The sequence below is a fragment of the Anaerococcus porci genome (genome assembly GCF_034090325.1).
Taxonomy (GTDB): domain Bacteria; phylum Bacillota; class Clostridia; order Tissierellales; family Peptoniphilaceae; genus Anaerococcus; species Anaerococcus porci.
In genome coordinates this window covers 1-21,550 of record NZ_JAXDSU010000018.1, presented here as the reverse complement: position 1 = coordinate 21,550, position 21,550 = coordinate 1, and the positions used below count along the sequence as shown (strand labels likewise).

22 protein-coding genes and 2 pseudogenes are annotated in these 21,550 nt (G+C 29.4%); 12 read left to right on the top strand and 12 right to left on the bottom strand.

Annotation, left to right across the window (positions count from 1 at the left end; all coding sequences use genetic code 11):
- From SOR60_RS02285 to SOR60_RS10485, 7 genes and pseudogenes are all read right to left on the bottom strand, one after another.
- Nucleotides 1-527 (bottom strand): annotated as a pseudogene (locus SOR60_RS02285) (transposase); the annotation flags it as partial.
- A gap of 338 nt (nucleotides 528-865) precedes the next feature.
- Nucleotides 866-1,675: a rhamnulose-1-phosphate aldolase gene (rhaD, locus tag SOR60_RS02280; RefSeq protein ID WP_154541981.1), complete on the bottom strand. Its 810-nt coding sequence runs from the start codon at nucleotides 1,673-1,675 to the stop codon at nucleotides 866-868.
- A gap of 204 nt (nucleotides 1,676-1,879) precedes the next feature.
- On the bottom strand, nucleotides 1,880-3,223 hold the full coding sequence (locus tag SOR60_RS02275) for a PTS galactitol transporter subunit IIC (protein WP_154541979.1): 1,344 nt from the start codon (nucleotides 3,221-3,223) through the stop codon (nucleotides 1,880-1,882).
- Nucleotides 3,224-3,247: 24 nt separating this feature from the next.
- Complete coding sequence (locus tag SOR60_RS02270) at nucleotides 3,248-3,526, bottom strand: PTS sugar transporter subunit IIB (RefSeq protein WP_154541977.1); 279 nt, start codon at nucleotides 3,524-3,526, stop codon at nucleotides 3,248-3,250.
- A gap of 3 nt (nucleotides 3,527-3,529) precedes the next feature.
- The gene (locus SOR60_RS02265; RefSeq protein WP_154541975.1) at nucleotides 3,530-3,997 is read right to left on the bottom strand and encodes a PTS sugar transporter subunit IIA; all 468 of its coding nucleotides are present in this window, start codon (nucleotides 3,995-3,997) and stop codon (nucleotides 3,530-3,532) included.
- A gap of 100 nt (nucleotides 3,998-4,097) precedes the next feature.
- Nucleotides 4,098-5,870, bottom strand: coding sequence for a BglG family transcription antiterminator (locus SOR60_RS02260; protein ID WP_407654215.1), 1,773 nt, complete (start codon nucleotides 5,868-5,870; stop codon nucleotides 4,098-4,100).
- 126 nt (nucleotides 5,871-5,996) lie between these two features.
- A pseudogene (locus SOR60_RS10485) lies at nucleotides 5,997-6,095 on the bottom strand (hypothetical protein); the annotation flags it as partial.
- Nucleotides 6,096-6,472: 377 nt separating this feature from the next.
- On the opposite strand from SOR60_RS10485, the gene SOR60_RS02255 reads away from it, so the two are divergent.
- Nucleotides 6,473-6,910 carry a GNAT family N-acetyltransferase gene (locus SOR60_RS02255; protein ID WP_320595111.1) on the top strand — a complete coding sequence of 146 codons (438 nt, stop codon included), beginning with the start codon at nucleotides 6,473-6,475 and terminating at the stop codon, nucleotides 6,908-6,910.
- Between the two features lie 10 nt (nucleotides 6,911-6,920).
- Here the strand turns inward: SOR60_RS02255 and SOR60_RS02250 are convergent, their stop codons facing one another.
- Entirely contained in the window at nucleotides 6,921-8,123 is a 1,203-nt protein-coding gene (locus SOR60_RS02250) for a transcriptional regulator (RefSeq protein WP_154541969.1), read from the bottom strand.
- Nucleotides 8,124-8,283: 160 nt separating this feature from the next.
- Here SOR60_RS02250 and SOR60_RS02245 point away from each other — a divergent pair, with 160 nt between their 5' ends.
- From SOR60_RS02245 to SOR60_RS02235, 3 genes are read left to right on the top strand one after another with little or no spacing between them, the layout of a single operon-like run.
- On the top strand, nucleotides 8,284-9,462 hold the full coding sequence (locus SOR60_RS02245) for a M20 metallopeptidase family protein (RefSeq protein WP_320595110.1): 1,179 nt from the start codon (nucleotides 8,284-8,286) through the stop codon (nucleotides 9,460-9,462).
- A gap of 9 nt (nucleotides 9,463-9,471) precedes the next feature.
- Complete coding sequence (locus SOR60_RS02240; RefSeq protein WP_154541966.1) at nucleotides 9,472-10,269, top strand: DUF3100 domain-containing protein; 798 nt, start codon at nucleotides 9,472-9,474, stop codon at nucleotides 10,267-10,269.
- Nucleotides 10,269-10,724 (top strand): hypothetical protein, encoded by a 456-nt coding sequence (locus tag SOR60_RS02235; protein ID WP_154541964.1) that lies wholly within the window; start codon nucleotides 10,269-10,271, stop codon nucleotides 10,722-10,724. Before SOR60_RS02240 ends, SOR60_RS02235 begins: the two co-directional genes overlap by 1 nt.
- Nucleotides 10,725-11,255: 531 nt before the next feature.
- Here SOR60_RS02235 and SOR60_RS02230 read toward each other — a convergent pair.
- From SOR60_RS02230 to SOR60_RS02220, 3 genes are all read right to left on the bottom strand, one after another.
- Complete coding sequence (locus tag SOR60_RS02230; RefSeq protein ID WP_154541962.1) at nucleotides 11,256-11,600, bottom strand: FMN-binding protein; 345 nt, start codon at nucleotides 11,598-11,600, stop codon at nucleotides 11,256-11,258.
- 113 nt (nucleotides 11,601-11,713) lie between these two features.
- Nucleotides 11,714-13,090, bottom strand: coding sequence for a DNA repair protein RadA (radA, locus tag SOR60_RS02225; protein ID WP_154541960.1), 1,377 nt, complete (start codon nucleotides 13,088-13,090; stop codon nucleotides 11,714-11,716).
- The gene (locus SOR60_RS02220; RefSeq protein WP_320595109.1) at nucleotides 13,083-14,393 is read right to left on the bottom strand and encodes a glutamate-cysteine ligase family protein; all 1,311 of its coding nucleotides are present in this window, start codon (nucleotides 14,391-14,393) and stop codon (nucleotides 13,083-13,085) included. The genes radA and SOR60_RS02220 overlap by 8 nt, the downstream gene beginning before the upstream one ends.
- A 158-nt stretch (nucleotides 14,394-14,551) precedes the next feature.
- Here SOR60_RS02220 and SOR60_RS02215 point away from each other — a divergent pair, with 158 nt between their 5' ends.
- From SOR60_RS02215 to SOR60_RS02200, 4 genes are all read left to right on the top strand, one after another.
- On the top strand, nucleotides 14,552-15,301 hold the full coding sequence (locus SOR60_RS02215; RefSeq protein WP_176270052.1) for a hypothetical protein: 750 nt from the start codon (nucleotides 14,552-14,554) through the stop codon (nucleotides 15,299-15,301).
- Between the two features lie 9 nt (nucleotides 15,302-15,310).
- Nucleotides 15,311-16,075, top strand: a complete 765-nt coding sequence (locus SOR60_RS02210; protein ID WP_154541955.1) for a hypothetical protein — start codon at nucleotides 15,311-15,313, stop codon at nucleotides 16,073-16,075.
- A 1-nt stretch (nucleotide 16,076) separates the two neighbouring features.
- Entirely contained in the window at nucleotides 16,077-16,526 is a 450-nt protein-coding gene (locus SOR60_RS02205) for a methylated-DNA--[protein]-cysteine S-methyltransferase (protein ID WP_320595108.1), read from the top strand.
- Between the two features lie 368 nt (nucleotides 16,527-16,894).
- Nucleotides 16,895-17,338 (top strand): hypothetical protein, encoded by a 444-nt coding sequence (locus SOR60_RS02200; protein WP_320595107.1) that lies wholly within the window; start codon nucleotides 16,895-16,897, stop codon nucleotides 17,336-17,338.
- Nucleotides 17,339-17,383: 45 nt separating this feature from the next.
- On the opposite strand, the gene SOR60_RS02195 is transcribed toward SOR60_RS02200, so the two are convergent.
- Complete coding sequence (locus SOR60_RS02195; RefSeq protein ID WP_154541952.1) at nucleotides 17,384-17,548, bottom strand: hypothetical protein; 165 nt, start codon at nucleotides 17,546-17,548, stop codon at nucleotides 17,384-17,386.
- A gap of 360 nt (nucleotides 17,549-17,908) precedes the next feature.
- Here SOR60_RS02195 and SOR60_RS02190 point away from each other — a divergent pair, with 360 nt between their 5' ends.
- From SOR60_RS02190 to SOR60_RS02175, 4 genes are read left to right on the top strand one after another with little or no spacing between them, the layout of a single operon-like run.
- Complete coding sequence (locus SOR60_RS02190; protein ID WP_320595106.1) at nucleotides 17,909-18,613, top strand: ZinT/AdcA family metal-binding protein; 705 nt, start codon at nucleotides 17,909-17,911, stop codon at nucleotides 18,611-18,613.
- A gap of 54 nt (nucleotides 18,614-18,667) precedes the next feature.
- On the top strand, nucleotides 18,668-19,990 hold the full coding sequence (locus SOR60_RS02185; RefSeq protein WP_320595105.1) for a metal ABC transporter substrate-binding protein: 1,323 nt from the start codon (nucleotides 18,668-18,670) through the stop codon (nucleotides 19,988-19,990).
- Nucleotides 19,990-20,661 (top strand): metal ABC transporter ATP-binding protein, encoded by a 672-nt coding sequence (locus SOR60_RS02180; RefSeq protein ID WP_154541949.1) that lies wholly within the window; start codon nucleotides 19,990-19,992, stop codon nucleotides 20,659-20,661. Before SOR60_RS02185 ends, SOR60_RS02180 begins: the two co-directional genes overlap by 1 nt.
- A complete protein-coding gene (locus tag SOR60_RS02175; protein WP_154541948.1) occupies nucleotides 20,655-21,479 on the top strand; it encodes a metal ABC transporter permease in 825 nt (274 codons plus the stop codon). The genes SOR60_RS02180 and SOR60_RS02175 overlap by 7 nt, the downstream gene beginning before the upstream one ends.
- Nucleotides 21,480-21,550: the final 71 nt, after the last annotated feature.

The following is a 21,550-nucleotide window of genomic DNA, read 5'->3' as shown; positions in this document are numbered from 1 at the left end:
TTTTCCCTTACTTTTATGTAGACTACATCTACGATTAAATAAGGGTATTTCACTGAACTTAAGTCACTATTTCTCCATAGCTTTACTTCTTCGTCAAGCTCTTTAGTTAAAGATGATACAAAGGATTTAGAATATGTTTTGCCACATATATTTTCTATCACCTTGGATACTTTTCTTCTTGATACTCCTTGAACATACATTTCTAGCATGGTTACAAGTAGTGCTTTTTCATTTCTTTGATATCTTTCAAAGACTTCTGTTGAGAGTTTACCATCTCTTGTCCTAGGTACTCTTAAGGTTAATGTTCCTATTTTGGTTGTATAGTCACGTTCATAGTATCCATTACGGTAGGTGATTCTGTTAGGATCTCTTTGATAGGCTGTATTTTCTAAATATTCATCTATTTCTTTTTCCATAAGCTCGTTAAATATTTTACTTAGAATAGTTCTTGCCATATCATTTTTAACTTCTTAGTTAATTAAGTTTTGAATATCTTCTATGTTTAATGTAAAATGTAATTGGGTCATTTGTTCCTCCTAGTTTAGTTTTGGTTTGTTAAAAACATTGTACTAGTTTGGGTTTCAAATGACCTTTTTCTTTTTACACAATTATACGAACTCTATCATTTAATATCTCTGTAAAATATTAATTATTTCAAAACAATACTTACAAATTAATAAAGGGGGCTTTTGCAAAATGAATTAATCATTCTAAAATAATTACAAGCCTCTGACCTCTATGAGTGACATGCTATTCTCAAAATCATATATAAGTAACTTGTAATGATTAACGTTAGAAATTCATAATTTTGCAACGACCCCTTATATTAAATAACTATTACCAGCATTAGTATCTTAATAATTATTTAGTTAAATATATCCTCTCTAGCTTTAAGACCTAGACTCTCAGCAAAATCTTTTATTTGTTGATCTGAAAGTCCCTCTGTCTTTCTAATAGTTAATGTATCTAAATAAATTCCTGCTGCTTTGTTAACAGTCTCTATTAATCCAAAACAATCTTGATAACTTTTGCCAGATGCCATTACTCCATGACTATCCCAAACTACTATTCTAGAAGTCTTCAATTTTTTTGCGGTTGCACTTCCTATAGATTCTGTTCCAGGTAGTTGCCAAGGCACAACTCCTATTCCATCATTAAATACATAAACACCTTCTGTTAAAACCCTCCACAAAGGAAGTGTATAAGCTTTGTCAGTTGCTTCTAAAACTAAACCTAACTTAACAATATTTGTAGCATGGTTATGAAGTATAACTTTATGATTTGGATCAATTTCTAATCTTGAGCTATGGGATAAAGTATGCAAATAAAACTCACTCGTTGGTTTATTATTTTCTTCAAATCCCCATACTATGGTATATCCTTTTTCTGTTATTTTTACAACTCCAATATCTGTTCTTAAATTATCTTTTAACGTTCTAAAATGGCTTCCACTAGCTGTTATCAAAATATATCTACCAACTAAATTATCAGGCATATTAGGAATTTCAACGTTACGTTCTAAAGATTTATCTAATTTTATTTTGGATACCTCGTAATCAGAAAGTAAATAGCTTACATTTCCACCGTTGTATTCATCCCATCCCCTCTTCCACATATCATAAGTTATGTCAGCAATTCCTCTAACAGGTTCTGATTCAATAAAATTATTTTTCAAAATTAACTCCTTTTTACTTATTAATTAAGTTATTAATCCTTTTTTTGATTCTTGTCAAAATCTAAAAACAAAGTTTCTTTTCCTTTGTAATTAACTACAAGAGCTAAAATTAATGATATAATTGTTGCAATTATAGATTTATTAAATAATCCGTAAAAAAACAAGATTAAACTTAAAACCAATAGAATCTGCCAAATAGTTTTTCTACTCATTCATTAACTCTAAATTATATTTCTTTCTATTCTTTATTAGTAATATATATAAAACTATGAATACTACAAAACCAATTATAGCTATTATATCTCCATTAAATCCATTAACTAATAAATATCTTAAAATCGGTCCTTCGAATGTACTCCAACCTATCATTTGTTGACCAGCTGCTAGAGTACCTGTTTCTTCAGCTAACCTAGTCATGTAAGGTGCAAAATATGTTGCTCCATATAAGAATATTGGAGCGGTCCATATACCATGAATTATCATTCTAAGAACATTTCCATTTGTTAGTAATAAAGCAGCAACTACAAATGATAAATTTATAATACCTGCGAATGGTAAAACTTTATTTCCTGGTAAAATTAATGAGAACAATAGAAGAAATGGTATTGTAATTATTACTGATACCCACAACTCATTTCTACCACCAAGAATAGGCCAATCAAGTCCAATATATATATCTGCATCTTGTCCATATTTCTTTTTCATGAAATCAGAAACTGCTTCGGATATAGGTGAAAGTGCTTCTGAAAATAGTTTTGATACCATTGGAAATAAAGTAAGCGCTGTAGCGGCTTGGACTGATAGTATTAAAGAACCTTTAATTCCATATCCTGCCAATACTCCTAAACCCAAACCTATTATGGCACCCATTACTGAATTTTCACCAAAAATTCCTATCTTCTCTCTAATTGCACTTGAATCTAATTCCTTATTTAATAAGGGTATTTTTTTTAGCAATTCATCAACTGGGTACATTATTACTGCAAATAGTGATATGAAGTGCGGCACTGTAACATTTGGTATGCCTGTTAATCTTTCAATCTCAGGTTGCCAAGCATCTCCTAATTTTAACTCTAAGAATATTAATATAGATGCTGCTACAAAACCCAATATTACATTATTTGTAAAATACGATACTAAAATAGCACTAAATATTTTATTCCATACATTCCATAAATCTACATTTAAAGTTTTTGTTTGTTTTGTAACTAGCATTATTATATTTATAAAAATCTGTAATGGAAATACTAGAAATGCAAGAGGCCATGCCCATGTTATAGATGCTGCTCCTGGCCAACCAATATCTACTGCAGGTAAAGAAATACCTGTATTTTGTGACATAGCTTTAGCTGCACCACCCATTGTTGATCCCATATAGTCTATAAGTAAGCTCATACCAGTGAAAGCTATACCAATTGTAAGACCAGCTTTAAAGGCATCTTTAACTTTCATTTTCATAATCAATCCGATAACAAACATTAATAATGGCATAAATACAGCTGCACCCATATCAAGTATGTAATTGATTACACTAGCTAAAAGATCCATGTTTTCCTCCCATAAATTTATTTATTATTTATTAATATAATCTATTATTTTTTCTAATTCTTGTTCCATACCAATACCTGTCAAAAATGCAATTCCATTAAATACAGGTATTCCATAATCTTTTTCTGGCTTAACTATTGATACATATGCATCCGCATTTTTTATATGATAATCTAAAGATTTCATATCTACTGCATCAACCTTTACTCTAATTCCTTTTTTTTCTAATTCTCTTTCCAATTTTGAAGCAACCGTTTGACTTGTTGCTACTCCTGAACCACATGCTACTATAATTCTTTTCATTCTTTACTCCTTTATTAAATTTTCTAATTCTTCTTTTATTTCATTACCACTTTTTGAATTTTTTATTTTCTTTAACAATTCTTTGTCACTAAATATACTCATTAACTTAACTAATAATGGCACTTGTGATTTGGGGTCAGCTACAGCAAGCATAAATACCAAATCAACTCCTATATTTTCATTTGGATCTTCCATATTTTTAAATTCAACCTTATTCGATAGGGTAGCTACTGCTATAGCAGCTGATTTTACATGTTTTGGGTCAGTATGAGGTATTGCAACTTTTATTTCACCAGTGTTAAGTCCTGTAGGATACTTTAATTCTCTCTCCCTGACCGCATCAAAAAATGTTTTATTCACTTTGTCAGATTCCATCATTTTATCTGACATAAATTTCAATAATTCGTCTCTATCTTTAAATTTACAATTTAAAAATATCAAATCTTCTCTAATTTCTATCTGATTTTCCATATATTGCATAAATTTATAATAAAATTACAAATCTATATATCCCTTCCTTTCTTTCTTATTCACTTTTCATATAAAATTTATTATGATAAATATTAATTGTTTACTTATTTATCAAATAATTATATTTTACAATTGTTTTTTTCATTTCTTTACTAGTTCTAGCAAGTTCTAATGAATTCTTAAATTCTTTAACTTTGAGTAGATTTATAAGTTCAAATAGTGCTTTTAAATGATCCTTATTTTCATCAACTGCTAGAATACAAACATATTTAATTGGATCAAATCTTGGTGAGCCGAAATTAACCGGTTTTTTTAATCTAGCAAGTGATAGAGATGTTTTAATAACATTTTCAGAAATATTTCCATGAGGTAATGCAAAGTTTTCACTTATTACAATATATGGCCCATATTTTTCTATATTTTCAATCATCTCATTTATATACTCTTCATTTATATATTTTTTATCTAATAAAATCTGGCTAGCCATTTTTATAGAATCTTTCCAATTTTTTGGACAAATATCTAAAACTATATTATCTTCTGTTAGCAAATCATCCAAGCTTTGACCTTCCTGTATATCTACATCTTCTAAAAATATTTTATTATTATATTCATAATTGTTTATTAATTTAGAATCATTTGAATTAAAATTATAATTTGAAATTAGTAATCTTCCTTTTTCATATATATAATCAGATATTTTCTTATGGTCTACCTCATTAATCAAAGGTGAAACTTTAAGATAGTCATCAGTGATATTACTTAAATCAACTGTAGTTATGATTATGTCTATTGATTCCAAATCCATACAATTTAATTGGTGACTAGTAGTGTTTCCAATTATTTTAAAATTAAATAAATCCCTTAATTTATTGTTTAATAACTGGCTTGTACCTATCCCTGAATTACAGACAACTAAAACCCTCAGTTTTTTACATACTTGATCTATTATCCTTTCAAAAGAAGCATAAATATAGATAACTATATAGGAAATCTCTACATCACTTATATCTCTTTCTAAGTATTTAGAAAGAATATAAGAATTTTTTTTGATTTTTTCAAATAAATCCTTCTTTTCTTCAATAATTGACCTTAGCTCTGGATAATCTATTATATCTGCTCCTCCATGTAGAGTCATTCTTTCAACATGAAGCGATAAACTTTCAAATAATTTATAATCTAGATAGAAGGGTATAGATAACTCATTAGATATTACATCAATTAATTCTCTGGTCATAAATTGAACACTTATGGAATCATTTGCATTGCTATTAACAACTTTATATTGTAATTTTGATATTAATATATCTAAATAATTAACTTCATTAGTTTTATTTTTAATATCAAAATACTCACATATATGCCTGTATAAACTAATTGACAAATCACTTACTGAATTTCCTTTAAAATATTTATTTTTTTCTTTTTCACTATTAATATTTAAAGAAATATACAATAAATATAATGATAGTATGTTGAATGAATTTTCCGAGAATATAATATTATGCCTATATTCTACTTCTCCGATTATATTGTGAATAGTTTTCTTATCATCTTCTATCCTTAAAGCTATATCATTATAATTTTTTTTGATCCCATTTAATAATATTATAAATAAATAATAGCTTTTTATTAAACTATCAATAAAAAATATATTTTTGTTATATGAATTCCCACTTAACTTAATTCCCTTACCTGATCTACTAACAATTTTTAAATTATTTTTACTATTAAACTTAATTAAATCGTCTAAGTCGGATGTAATTGTAGAACGAGATATCATCATAATATCAGCCAATTTTTGCTTTGTTATATAATCATTAGATAGAAATAATATAAGTGATTCAACTAATAATCTTTCTGATTTATCCATTGTATAAGTGTAAAAATTTAAATTTTTAATAACTTTACTAATCTGTTCTTTATTTTTAACTTTTAAACAACCGTCTTGACTATCAATTTTTTCAATAGAGTCTGAAAGGAAATGTGTGTTAATATATTTGATATCATCATTTATTGTTCTTTCACTTACCTTATATCTGTCTTTTAGAAAATGTAGTGAAATAGGATCATTTGTATCTAAAATTATAGATAATATCTCTAATCTTCGTTTATTTATATTATCACCTTCCTTCCAACTAAATAATATAATAGTATTGAAAAACTAACAAGTGCAAAAGTTTTCCGACATTGGAAGTTAAATGTACGAAGTTAATTATTGTAAATGTAATAAATTACAATACTTCAAAAGTTCTATTTTTTTACTACTATTTATTAAGTTATCTACTTTAGAATATTAATTTTAAATTTCCATTATTTGTGATATAATCATTTAAATTAAGCTTTCTATATATTAATAGATATTATAAGCATTCGCCATCTTTCAAATTTTCTTCTAATTATATCAAAATTTATGTCCCATTTTGATTATGGAATTTGAGAAGATATTTAATTTATACTAAATTGGAGAAATCTATGAAATCATTTGTAAAAGCATATAAAGATTTAGAAAAAGATGAGCTTTATGAGATATTAAAGTTAAGAGAAAAAGTATTTAAAATAGAGCAAAATTCCCAATATACAGACTTGGATAATCTTGATAAAGAAGCTATTCATATTTTTATAAAAGATGATGGAATAATAAAAGCCTATGCAAGGATAATTGAGAAGGATAAAAATAAAAAGATAGGAAAACTTGCGAGGGTTATTTCAAGAAAAAAAACTTATGGAAGAAAGATATGTGAAATTGCTATAAAGACTGCCTTTGATGATTTAGAACTTAATGAAATTTTTATAGAAGCACAGGTCCAAGCTATGGGTTTTTATGAAAAACTAGGCTTTGAAAAAACATCAAAACCCTATGATTATGCTGGTATTAATCATATTGATATGATACTTAAAAAGGACTATTAATAGTCCTTTTTTAAAATAATATTTCTATACACTTTTGTGGTCTTCCGCTTGTTTGAGAATTGGCGTTTGCATCTTTAGCATAACCTTTTTCGACCAATATATCCATAATTCTTACAGCTGATCTTCTTGTAAGGGAAAGAAGCTTTGCCATTTCACTAGATCTTATCTTCTTATCACTCTTATTGCATACAAAAGTCGATATATTATAAAGGTGCTTTTTTAAAATCCCTGTATTTTCTGATATTTTATTTATATCACCTGATGCTGATATTTTTTTATTTTTCATAAGGTCATATTTTTCAAGAGAAATTCCATCATAGTAAATTATCCTATAAGTTTCATCTATAAATTTCTTGGCATATTGAGAATTTTTAATGGCTTGATTTATTGTATCTCCACCAGAAAGCGAAAGAGATAAGTCTGTTTGATGATTTCTTAAAAAGGTCTTTGCATTATTGAGAGTATACTTTCTTAAAAGTCCCTTATTTGAAATAATAATTCTTTCTTCATCTTGCTTAAATAATATTCCATCAACTAAGATAGAGTAATCTTTAATAAGCTTGTTATTATAGTCATTATCCTCCCCTTTAAAATTGTGAACTATAAAGCTTTTGTTAGAAGCCTCCTTACTTTTTATATCATTTATAAGATAAGTAAGGTCATTTTTTATATCAAGCTTGGTAACTCTTAGTCTAAACACTGGTATTTCAAGCTTTTTTAGGATATTATAAGAGTAACCAAAAGCTGTAAAAACACAATCAATCTTTCCCTCCTTAAAAAGTCTTATATGATTTGATAGATAAAAGTCCTCGTCATATTTTGGCTTATTTTTTAGAACATAGTATCTTTCAAAATCTAATTCAAATTCTTCTACCAAGTCATCGACTAAACTTTTTTCAACTACATCAAAACTTGGACAATTAAACTTAATTCCCAATTCTACATAATTAAAGAAAGCCTCGCTTAAACTCACAACAGATCTATGAGCATAAGTCATAGGAACATTTATAGAAAAATTTCTACTAAGCTCATAAAAAACACCTATACCTGTTGCAAATATTCCATCTATATCATCAGGCAATGCTTTTATATCCTGCTTTATAAGGGTAGTATCATCTATTATAATCTCTTTTGTTTCTATAGAATCTATTCCATCAATGATATTTTTAATTTTATTTAAAGATTCGTCTGTACCTACTATTAATATTTTCATGATTTTATTATATCATAGTATTTTTGAAAAATAATTTGCAATTTTTAGTGAATTAATTTATAATTAATTTAAGACATGATTAGGACATAGAACTTTCTAATATAAGTCTATTAAGAATTTATTTTTACACTGTGAAAACGAATCCAAGAGAGGAGAAAAAATGGATGTAATTAAACTTGCAAAAGAAAATGAAGATTTATGTATCGAAATGAGAAGAGAACTTCACAAGATTCCAGAGCTTGAGCTTGAATTACCAAAGACTGTTAAGTATGTCAAATCAAAGCTTGATGAATTTGGCATCAAATACACTGAAATGATTAATGGAAATGCTCTTGTAGCAAATATATATGGTGATAGTGAAGGAAAATGTCTTGCAATAAGGGCAGATATGGATGCTCTTCCAATCCAAGAAGAAACTGGCCTTCCTTTTGCTTCAACCCACAAGGGGAAAATGCACGCTTGTGGTCATGATTCACACACAGCCATAGCCCTTACAGCTGCAAAAATCTTAAATGAAAATAGGGATAAACTCAAGGGAGTCGTTAAATTTATTTTTAAACCACGAGTAGAAGTTACAGGTGGTGCAAAACCTATGATTGAAGAAGGTTGTCTTGAAAATCCAAAAGTAGACCATATCATAGGTATGCATGGTGGATGGCTATCAGATATACCTCATGGGAAGATAGGATTTAAGGATAATGAGCTTATGGCATCTATGGATATATTTTCTATAAAAGTTAAGGGAAAAGGTGGGCATGGTGCCAATCCTCAAAACGCTATAGATCCAATAATTATATCTGCAGAAATCCTTATGGGCCTTCAAAAAATCATATCAAGAGAAATAGCTCCTGTAGATTCTGGTCTTGTATCTGTATGTAAAATTGAAGGTGGATATACACAAAATATTATTCCAAACGAAGTAAATATGCTTGGTACAGCAAGAGCCCTTGATGAAGATATAAGGGATAAAATAGAAAAAAGAATTTCTGAGATAGCTGAGGGTATAGCAAAAACTTATGGTGCTAGTGCTGAGACTTTTTATGAGAGATTCTACCCAGTTCTTAAAAATGACCCAGAGTTTAACAGTTTTGTTAAGGAAAATACTAGGAAAATTTTTCCAGATGATATATTTGAACTTGAAAAACCAACCATGGGTGGAGAAGATATGGCTTTCTACCTTAAAGAAGTCCCAGGAACCTTCCTATTTTTATCAAACTTAAAAGAAGCAGCAGACGGAGAAAAATACTCTAACCACAATCCTAAGTTTGATTTAGATGAATCGCTATTTTATAAGGGTGTTTCAATATTTTTAAAAACAGCCTTTGAATTTTTATCTTAGGAGTAAGTTATGGAAAAAATGAATCTTAAAAAAGACTACAGGATGCATGTAGTTGTTATAGCAGTTGCAATCCTTGCAGAACTTATAGGCGCAAAAACCTTATCTATAAGCGGAATAAATATAGTATTCTCACCATTAATATGGTCTATGCTTATAGTATTTCTAATATTTATGTCTCCTTTAAAGCTTGTAAAAAGAGAAGATGCCCCTTCTGCAAATAATATGATGAGTATTATGCTTGCAGTTTTGATAGCGAAACTTGGAGTAACAAGCGGAGCCCAAATTGAGGCTATAAAGGAGGCAGGTCTTGCTCTTGTTTTACAAAACTTTGGTAATCTTGGTACCATAATAATTTCTCTTCCCATAGCCCTAATTTTAGGTCTTAAAAGAGAGTCAATTGGTATGTGCCATGCCCTATCAAGAGAATCAAACGTTGGTCTTATTCAAGATACTTACGGAGCAGAATCAGCTGAATTTAGAGGAGTAATGGCAGTTTATATCATAGGAACAATTCTTGGACCTATAGTACTTAGTGTCCTATCATCTATAGCAATTTCACTTAATATGGTATCTCCACTTGCAGCCGCAATGGGAACAGGAGCAGGCTCTGCATCAATGATGACAGCAGGACTTGGAGCTTTAATTGCAAACCATCCAGAACTTGAAGCACAGATGACAGCCTTTGCTGGACTTTCAAACTTGATTTCATCAGTCATAGCCTTACCACTTGGAGCTTTCATAGGACTTCCTTTGACAGAATTTTTATATAATAAACTTAACTTCTTTAGAAGAAAGGATAAGAAATAATGGAAAAAATAAAAACTGAAATGCCAAATATTTTTATGGCCCTAGCCTTTACAGTAGTTGTATCTACTATATGTAACATAGTAGGATATGAGTTTAATATTATGCAATCTCTCCCTGGTATGATTATACTTGCAGCTTTATGTATAGCTGGCTATGCCCTATCCTTTATAGTTCCTATCAAAAAAATATCCTCAGTATTGTGGATATCAATTCTTGCCATATTTCTAGCAAGTCCAATATCCCCAATATCAGAACCTATTATAAAATATGTTGGAAATATAAACCTGAATGCAATAACAACACCAATCTTAGCCTATGCTGGAATAATCATAGGTAAGGACTGGGGAGCTTTTAAAGAAGTTGGAGTTAAGGGTATTATTGTTTCAATCTTTGTAATTATAGGAACTTTCCTAATATCATCACTTATGGGTGACTTCTTTATGGGTATATTCTAAAAATATTAATCAAAATCACTTGTTCATCTTGTAGTTTGCACAAGCGCCTATAAGAAACATATACCTGCACCCTATCGGGGCTTTGATTATTCTGTCACATAAGACTATCCCAAACTTGATATATCCCCTCTTTACTAGACAATGAAACTGACCCCAAAAATCGAAAAAACAACTTGGAAGGTCAGCTCAGAATATCACAATTATAATTTATGGAGGCTTTTTGCTACTTCAAGCTAAAGTTTTCCCCCTCACCTGCTGCATAGCAGGTGGATTTTTGTTTCACTCGAATTCGCTCGCTTAACTTACTAAAGTAGATAATTAAAAACAAGGAAGTAGTAGTTCTACTTCCTTGTGAATGAATGTGTTTATTTTATCTACCAACACTATTTGACAAATAGCCAAAAAAGGCTGTTGCAGGATGAATTAATCCTTTAAATATAATTCAAAATCTCAAAAAGCCTTAGGACTTATTTAAAATTATACAAGAATAAAAATTCATGATTTTGCAACAGCTACTTTTTCTATACTATATTATTTTGCATTTGCGATAGCTTCATCTACTGCTTTAAGAAAGGCCTCAGATGAAACTGTAGCTCCAGATACTGATTCAATATCAGCTGTAGAATCTTTTCCCTTTAATTTTTCTGTTAACTCATCAAGGGCAACTTCTCCTACCTTATCTGTTTCTTCAGATTTTCTTTCTATATTTACAATTTTTCCAGCATCATCGAGCTTTACTGTAACTTCAATATTACCACCATATCCTTCAGCTGAAGCTGTGCCAGTTTTTGCTGCTTCTGCACTATCTTTACTCTTTCCACAAGCTGTAAGGGCAAGAGCAAGCACCCCAACTGCAATTATTTTCTTTATATGCATAATCTTATCTCCTTTATAATTATCTTTAAGTTAAGTACTTTCATAAAAATTATACTATATTTTTATTTTTAATACAATAAAAGAGGCTATTTTACGCCATTATTTTACAAATATTAGGAAAAAATATCTCCTATAACTTCTCTAATATTTTTCATATCTTTTATCTCTAAAGTTTTAAAATCTTTCTTATCAACTGAATTTCTTGCAATATATGCTCTTTTATAGCCCAATCTTTCAAGCTCTTTTAACCTAGACCTTATTTGAGGAACTTTTTTAAGCTCTCCTGTAAGACCAACCTCAGCTATAAAGACTGTCTTATTGTCTATAGGTTTTTTAAGATAAGATGATGCAATTGAAACCATTATAGCAAGGTTTACTGATTGCTCTCTTAATTTAAGTCCTCCTGTTGCCTTTATTATTACATTTTCATCAAAAAGATTTATTCCTGCTCTTTCTTGTAAGATTGAAATTAGGGTATTAAGCTGATCTTTCCTAAGACTATCTCCTATCCTTTGTGGATATGGCATAAAAGACTTTGAAACTAAAGATTCTATTTCAACTTCAAGAAGCCTCGTACCCTCTTTCATAACTGAAATTGCAGAACCTTCTATAGATTCATCTCTTTCTGTTATAAAATATTCTGATGGGTTTGTTATCTCTATTAGGCCTTCTTCTTGCATCGAAAAAAGTCCAACTTCACCGGTTGGCCCAAACCTATTTTTAGTTGCAGTAAGCATCCTTAAGTCCTCTTCGCTTTCTCCATCAAGAACTAATACTGTATCAACCAAATGTTCAAGTGTTCTTAAACCAGCCATCTCACCTGTTTTGTTCATATGTCCTACCATTATAAAAGCCCTTTTATTTTCGGGATTTTTGGCAATTTCTACACACTTATTGGCGCACTCTACGCTTTGAGTAGGAGAACCTTGTTTATTGTCAAACTCAGCCAAGGCGAAAGTTTGAATAGAATCTAGGATAATAATTTGAACATCTCTTTTTTCAATCTCCCTTATAGCAAGATCCATAGAGTTTGTAGATAAAATCCAAATATTTTTGGAGATATCTCCTATTATCCTATCCGCCCTTGATTTAATTTGACTTTCAGATTCCTCTCCTGATATATACATAACCCTTATTCCCTTTTTGGCAAAAGATGCTGAAAGTTGCAATAAAAGGGTTGATTTACCAGCACCTGGCCTTGCTGTAAGAATTGATACAGAATCTTTTACAAGACCACCACCTATTGCCCTGTCAAACTCATCATAGGATGATTTTATCCTTTCAGATTCGTCTACCCTTATATCAGATAAAAGCCTTGCCTGATTCGAATCATCAAGGGTTAAGGAAGTATTTTTAGCTTTTTGACTTTCTTTTGTAACAGTCTTTTCTATAAGACTTCCCCACTTGCCACACTCAGGACACTTTCCTGCCCATACATTTTGAACATGGCCACAGTTTTTACATTCATAAGCTTTTTTAAGCTTAGGCATCAATATCTCCTAATCTGTAATTTACAGAAAATCTTTCTACTGCCTTTTTTGGATCTTCATCATATATTTTTTTAAACTTATCTCTTAGACTTTCTTTTTCATCCACTAAATTTTTAATACAATCAAGGTAAGATTTTTCATCATCTGAAAGTCCATTTGAGGCTAAATTTATTAGGTAATCTAGCCATTCATAAACTTTTTTACCATCATATTCCGCAAAAAATCCCTTATATTTTGTATCTTTTTTAAGTTTTTCACACTTTGTATAGGTCATATTTGAAAATTCTTCTCTTAACTTATTTAAATTTTCTTCATTGTAAAAAAGTCCTTTCATTAAGGCTGCAAATGAAAGATTATATGGGTAAGGCACAGCATCTGGCATCCTTATTTCTATATATCTTTTGGTTCTTACATCTGGAAATACTATGGATAAGGCATGAAATATCATCTTATCTGATGAATCTTCATCTAATATTTCAGAAAACTTAGTAGCACCCTTGTATATATCTTCTCCATCCTTATTAATAAAGATAATATCTGTATTTAAAATCTTATCTGCATATTTTCCATATGATAAGTCATCATCAAAGGCAAAGTCATAGACTCCTGTCCTTTGTGGATCACAATATTCCCATATTTGTTGGCGAAGGTTTCTATATTTATAAGCTTTGCCTTCAAATATATAAGAATTATCATAAAGAGTATACATAAATGAAGATAGCGCATTTGCTACGAAAAATTTCTTTTTAAAATCTTCTTCATCAGAAAAGTCAATGGCTGTTTGGACACTAGCAGACCCTCTCATCATATTTATTGAAGTCTTTCCTCCATATTTTAAAAAGTATTCTTGCATATACCTATACCTATCCTTAGGTATTATATGTAAATCTCTTACCTTAGTTTTTGGATGATAGCCTAAAGTTAAAAGATATTGACCCTTTTGTTCATATATAGGGATAATATCTTTCATTATTTTTTTATAAGATTCATCCAAATCTTTTAGACTTTTCTTTGCATCTATAGCAAGTTCAAATTGACCTGCTGGCTCAAGGTTAATAGCAACATCATCATGTCTTAGTCCTAGTATATAACCTTCTTCCTCGCTTTCTACACTAAAGCCCATATCTTTTAGTCTTTTTAAGGTATCCCCTACTCCCTTATCACCAAAATAATCATAAGAGTCAAGACTTTCCTTATCTATAGTAAAATGTTCCATTTCTAGACCAGTTTTATACTCATCTTTTCCTTTTTCTCCCTTTTTAATATAGGAGATTATTAAATCTCTTTTTTCATCATAATTCATGGTCTTATCCTCCAAAATCCTTATAAACTACTAACTATAATTATACCCAAACTATTTCAATAATTAATTATTTTATCAATTTTCCTATAATTTTAAAGATATTTGTAAAAATCTCACATAAGCCTTAAAATATAAGAAAGAAATAAAAGGAGTGACTTATGAGAAAGAAATTACTCACAATCCTTTTTTTAGGGCTTGTTCTGAGCTCTTGTAAGGGGAATAAAAACAAAATAGATAATGATTCTTCTATTGAAGTTAAGAATGATATTTCTAGCAAGAAAGATATAAAAGATAGGTTAAAAACTGATAAAAAAGATATCAATGATAGATTAGTATCTAATAAGGATGAAAAACAAGATAAAAAAGTTAAAAGTGATATAAAAAGAAATGGTCAATACCAAGATATATATGATAGGCTAAAGGGTGTAAAATTCAATATAAAAGGTGGGTCTATGGTAGAAGCTCTTTACTTTTATAGGGATGGATACTTTGATGGCGTAGAAAAGGGTGGAAATGGTGGACACGTATCAATCGCTCTTTATAATGGAAAGTTTGATATTACAAAAAAACTATCAGATACTTCTTACAACCTAACTCTTCAAAGACTAGATTCTGATATAAATGTGGGAGAAGAAAAAAATATTAAAATAAATGGTTATGATAACACCTTCCACTATACTGATTCTATAGCTATGCCAAAAGAAGATGTAGGAAGTGATTATACTCTCTATCTACCTGAAACAAAATATTCTGATTTGAGTGAAGATGCCATTAGTTTTATAAAAATGATGAGAAGAGAAAACTCTGAAACAAAGTTTGATTCAAACGAAAAAATAGGAGTTTTTCTAATAGGACATAAACTTAATGATAAACCAGGTTCTACTTACTTTTTAGAATTTGAGAAATAGGAGCTAATAATGAAACATAAAAAATTATTAATAACAAGTCTTCTTTTACTAGTACCTTTTATTTCAAAGGCTAGTAAATTAGAAGATATAAAAGATATAAGAGGAGAAAAAAACTACTTCCAAGACCTTATGCTTGATAATATCAATATGCATATAGATATAAGTGAGTTTAAAAAATATGGGATAGATCCTAAGGAATATGGGATAAATATAGACACTAACAATAATATCTATATTGATGCCAATGATAAAGGGGATGAAAATTCTAATAAAACACCTGCTATTATAAAAGAACTAGACCAAAAGAAATTCATCCTAAGCTCTGGGACAGGTGACTGGTCAACAGAACTTATATTTACAGACAATAAAGGAAATTTTACCATAAAATATTTAGACGATGATGCTAGTGTAAGGTATATTTCAGAAGGAAAGGGTAGATTTAGCCTAGATAAAAAAGTAAATGATACAACTTATATTCTTAACTTGGAAGATTTTAAAGTAACCAGCCCTACTGGAGAAGTTGATTCTAAAGCGGATAAAAAAATCGAGTATTATAAAATGCCTCATGGTCTAGAAGCAAAAGATAATGATGATAAGCTAAGTAAAAAATTTACCCTATATCTTCCAAAAAGAAAAAGAAGTGAAATGAGTAATCAAGTAAATGAATGGATAAATCGTCGTGGAGGACATAAGTATATAGATGATTATGAATCTAGAATATTTATTCTTGTAAACAATGATTCAATTTTTCCTTTCTTAGAGGATGTAAAGTAAAATGAGAGCCTACTATAAAAAAGATGACCTTATTTTTGAAATAGGATATGAAGATATAGTTAATGAGATAAAATTAGTAGAAAGGGTTGAAAAAGACAACAAACCCTCCCTTGTATCTGACTATGCCTTTAGGGAAATCACCCTTTATCTTGATGGAAAATTAAAAAAATTTTCCTTTCCTATAAAACTTAAGGGGACTGATTTTCAAAAAAGAGTTTGGGAAAAACTTTTAGAAATTCCCTATGGAAAAACTATAACCTACAAAGAAATAGGGCAGTCTTTAGACTCTAAAGCCTATAGGGCTATAGGTACAGCTTGTGGCAAAAATCCACTTGTAATAAGAGTACCCTGCCACAGGGTTCTTTCCCAAAAAGGACTTGGAGGATATCTTTACGGACTTGATTTAAAAAGAAAATTACTCAAATTAGAAAATAAAAACTTTTATATATAACGAATCTTTAGATAAAAATATAAGCGATAATGCATCCAATATCAGAATAAAAAAACAAAAAATTGTTATAGAATGGCATTATTCGTGATAGTGGTTTGATAATATTGGACGAAGTAACTAGTAATATAAATTAAGGAAAGAATAAAGATAAAACTTAGATATTTAAGTTCGGAAAACCAAATGCAGTATAGCTACAATTTTCTCCTATAGAAAGATATTTAGGATATAAAAAAACAAATACAAATATTTCTAAATATCTCTGATAAAAAGTCCAACTTTTTGTGGTCACTTTATATCGCTTTTAACTTATAAGGCTTTTATTATATAGTAAATATAAATAAAAAGTATTAAAGATTAGAGGAGTTCTTATGAAATATATAATTATTTGTCTTTTGATTTTTGGTATTATTTACCTTATGAAGATAAGAAAAAAGATTGAATTATTAGCCTTTTCAAGGTATATATTTTCTATTATAAGCCTGGGACTTTTTCTAATCTTACTTTTGATAATCTATAAATATTCTCCTACATTCATAGATTTTTTAATAGTAAGTTTAATATCCATACTTTTTCAATTGAATATAAAACTTCAAGGCCTCAGTTCTGGTGGACTTTATGTGATAAAGGGATCACCCTTTCTTAGTCAATTTATAGAATTCAGGGATATTAAAAATTTTGGAATAATTGATAAAAAACCCTATCTTATTTTAAGAATAAGGGCTTACGGAACTTATTTTGATTTAAATTTTAAAAAAGATGAGCTAGAGAAAATAAAAAACTTTATGTCTAAAGTAAAAGACTTGGAGAGTTAAGCTTCCAAACCTTTTTTAATTATCTTCAAACTAAATCCATTAATCTTAATCCTTATATTTTCTCAAAAATATGAAAGATGCAAAAACTGGTATTAAAGGAAGAAAGACAAGTTCTCTATTTTTACCTACTTTTGCAAGATAAAACCATAAAAATATGGCTAATATTACAAATAATATATTTAAAGATCTAAAAATTTTTCTATTCTCCATATCTCCTCCTTAGTTTTTAAATATACTTTTATTCCTTTATATTTAGCTATTTAAATATATATTAACACTTGATTTTATAATAACACATACTTATACACTTTTAAATTATCAAAAAAATAATTTTTCACTATTATTTCAAAATAAATTATTAATATTAGCTCTTATATTATAAGTATTTAAATAATTTTGTTATTTTAATTTGCTTTTATCTTTATCTCAATAAAAAAAATTAATTAAAAATTAATTTTTATATGATAATGCAAATCATTATTGACAATTATCTTTTTCCTTGGTAATATAGTCTTGAACATAACAATTGCATTTGTTAACTATATATTATTTTTAAAAAGGAGAAAATTTATGAACAATAAAAAGAAGTTTGCTCTTATAGCAGCCCTATCTTTAGGTCTTGTTATGACTGCATGTCAAAATAATACAAGTAAGGATAATCCTTCAAATGAACCTTCTGTTACACAAAGCTCTAAAAAAGAAGATAAATCAAGTACATCAAAGGAAGATAATAAAAGTAATAAAGATAAAGATGAAAAAGAAGGTGAAAAGAAAACAGAAGTATCTCTATCAGACTGGGAGGGCGAATGGAATGATATGGGGAGATATCTTGACAAGAAAGAAATCCAACCAGCTTTCAAAACTTTAGCTGAAAATGAAAAAATCGATGAAAATGGAGCGAAGGAAAACTATCTTAAAAAAAGACACTGTGACTTTGGTGGACTTAGAATTAAGGGAGATGAAGTAGAATTTTTAAATGATTTTCCTGACAAGAACCCTGAGCTTAAAGGAAAAGGCGTTTATAAGTTCGTAGGAAAACAAGAAGTAGAACATGGTGGATACAAGATGGAATGGGATATTTTTGAAGCAAAAAATGAAGATGCTCCTTACAAATACCTTCTTATGATGCCAATTCACGGTGAAGAAAGTCTAACCCATTTCCACATGAGATATGGTGATGACAAAGACAAACTATTACAAGAAGAAGGCTGGTATCCAACTTTTGTTAAACCAAGTACAACAGACCAACAAATAATAGATGAAATTACAGAATAATATGTAAAAGCTGTTGGATCTAATTTCCAACAGCTCTTTTTCTAAGGAGATAAAATGAAAAAAAGAAATATATTTGCTCTTTTATTTATATTTCTTCTTATAGCTAGTGGATGTGGTAAAAATTCTAATAAAAAAACTGATAAGCCTTTGATTTATACTTCTTTTTATCCAGTAAATAATATGACTGAGATGATTGTAGGAGATACTGCAGAGGTCAAATCATTTATGCCACTTGATAAACAACCTCATCTTTGGGAACCTAGTCCAAGGGATATGAAAAAGCTTGCCAAATGTGATCTTTTAGTTGTAAATGGAGCCAATATGGAAGCTTGGGTTGATAAGGTTAGAGAGAACTTACCTAATCTTGATATCCTAACCCTATCTGATTCCGCAGAACTTATAACTTATAAGGGTGCTGCAAGTATTGGAGATTTCCAATATATGGCAAGAATTGATTTAGATAAGGGTAAAATTAAGATTGACTTTGGTCATACTCATGAGGATATGATGAGAGTTGCCTTTATAAAAGACGAAGGGATTACTGGTGAAGATTTAATCAAAAAATGTAAGGAAGTAATGAGCCAAAAAGGTGAATTAATTCATCAAAAAGAAACCATAGACCTTGAAGAAGGAAAAGTATATGGACTTGAGATGGGACATGAATATGGAGAAATTTTCTTTAATGTTCCAAAATCTGGAAAGTGGATTTTTATATCAGATAGGATAACAGAAGACCTTCTTCCATACAATATTGTAGGAAGTGATGGAAAATTTTTAAAAGATGAAGGTAAGGAAGAATCTTTGATGGAGGGTTCTTCATCAGGATTTGATAAGATTACCTATGATCCCCACTCTTGGCTTTCAGTTGTAAATGCAAAAAAATATTTAAATGCTATAAATGAAAAGTTAATTGAAAAATATCCAGAAAATGAAAGAATTTATAGAAAAAACAAGCTAAAATACGTAGATCAATTAACTAATATTGAGGCTGAATATAAAGAAAAATTCTCAAATATCGATAAGGATAATAGAAACTTTTTAGTCCTTCATTATGCTTATGCTTATATAGCAAGAGACTTTGATCTTTTTCAATACCCACTTCAAGGACTAACAAGTCTTGAAAGTCCAAGTCTTAAGACTATAAAAAAGGCTATTCAGTTTTCAGAAGATAAAAATATTAATACAGTCTTTTATGAATATGGACAAAATCCAAAACAAGCAAAATCTCTAGCTGAAGAAATAGGAGCCGAAACATCTCCTTTGGCATCTATGGAATATGTAACCAAAGAGCAAGAAGAAAATAATTTAAATTACATTGACCTTATGAAGATGAACTTAGAAAATCTTTATAAATCAATGTATAAGGAGAATAAATAATGAAAGCTGTATCAATTAAAAACTTGTATTTTGCCTATAATGAAATCCCCGTTTTAAAAAATTGTAATTTAGAAGTTGGTATGGGTGATTTTACAATAATAATTGGTGGAAATGGATCTGGCAAATCAACACTTATAAAGCTTATGCTAGGAGAAATTAAAGCTTTGAAAGGATCTATTGAAATTTTAGGTAAAAGAATAGAAGACTACAAATCCTTTAGGGACATAGGCTATGTACCCCAAATAAATATTGTAAATAAGATTGCCTTTCCCATAACCTGCCTAGAACTTGTATCCTTAAACTTATATGAGGATTTCGGTTTTATAAAAATACCTAAGAAAGAACACTACAAAAAAGCTCGTGAAATTATCGAAAAGATGGGCATGGAAAAATATATAAATACGCCTGTAAACGAATTATCGGGTGGACTTGCCCAAAGAGCTATGATATGTAAGGCTATGATAAACGAACCTAAACTTCTAATCCTTGATGAACCTACTGCAGGAGTTGATAAGGATAGCAAAAAACATTTCTTTGAAACTGTAAATATTCTTTCAACAAAATTTAATATAAGCATAATAATGGTAACTCATGAACTAAAAGAAATGGAGAATTTAGACATAGATATGAAAACTTACGAAATGATAGAAGGGAGTCTTGTAAAATGTTAGAATTTGCCTTTATGAGAAAAGCCCTAATCTTAGGATTTTTATTATCTATAATGATTCCTATAATAGGAATAGTTATGGTTAATAGAAAAACATCAATGATAGGTGATGCCCTATCACATACTGCACTTGCTGGTGTTGGTATGGGACTTATACTTGGATTTGATCCTCTTTTAGGATCTGCAATAATATGTGTAATTGCAGCTTTTTTAATAGAATTAATTAGAAAGAAATTCCCCCAATATGGTGATATGGCAACGGCAGTCATCATGAGTACAGGTCTTGGAATCGCAGCCATACTTTCAGACTTTGCCCCAGGTGGTAACTCCTTTGAATCCTACCTATTTGGTTCAATATCATCTGTTACAACAATGGATATTATAAATACATCTATTGTTTTTGTCTTGGTCCTTGCACTTTCTATATCAAGATACTCATCCCTACTTGCCATAGCTATAGATCCAAATACCGCAAGACTTTCAGGAGTTAAGGTAAAATCCTTAGACTTTGTCTTTACTTTCCTAGCCGCAATAACTATTGCTTTATCTGTAAAGGTTATAGGCGCTTTGATGGTAACAAGTCTTATAGTCCTTCCAGTTGCAACAAGTCTAATAGTTGCAAAATCTTATAAGGCAACATTTTTTATAACTATCACCCTTGGTGTTATTTATATGATGCTAGGTTTAATACTTTCCTATCAATTTGATATAAAACCAGGTGGAGCCATAGTTGTAAATGCAATAGTTGGTATGCTACTTTTTGCTTCCTATAAAAAATTAAAAAAGAAAAGTCAAAACAATAAAACTCAACAAAGTGTATAAATAAAATTGCTCCTGAACTCATCCCCCCTTTTAAAGATTCAGGAGCAATTTTATTTAAATGGACTTTAACT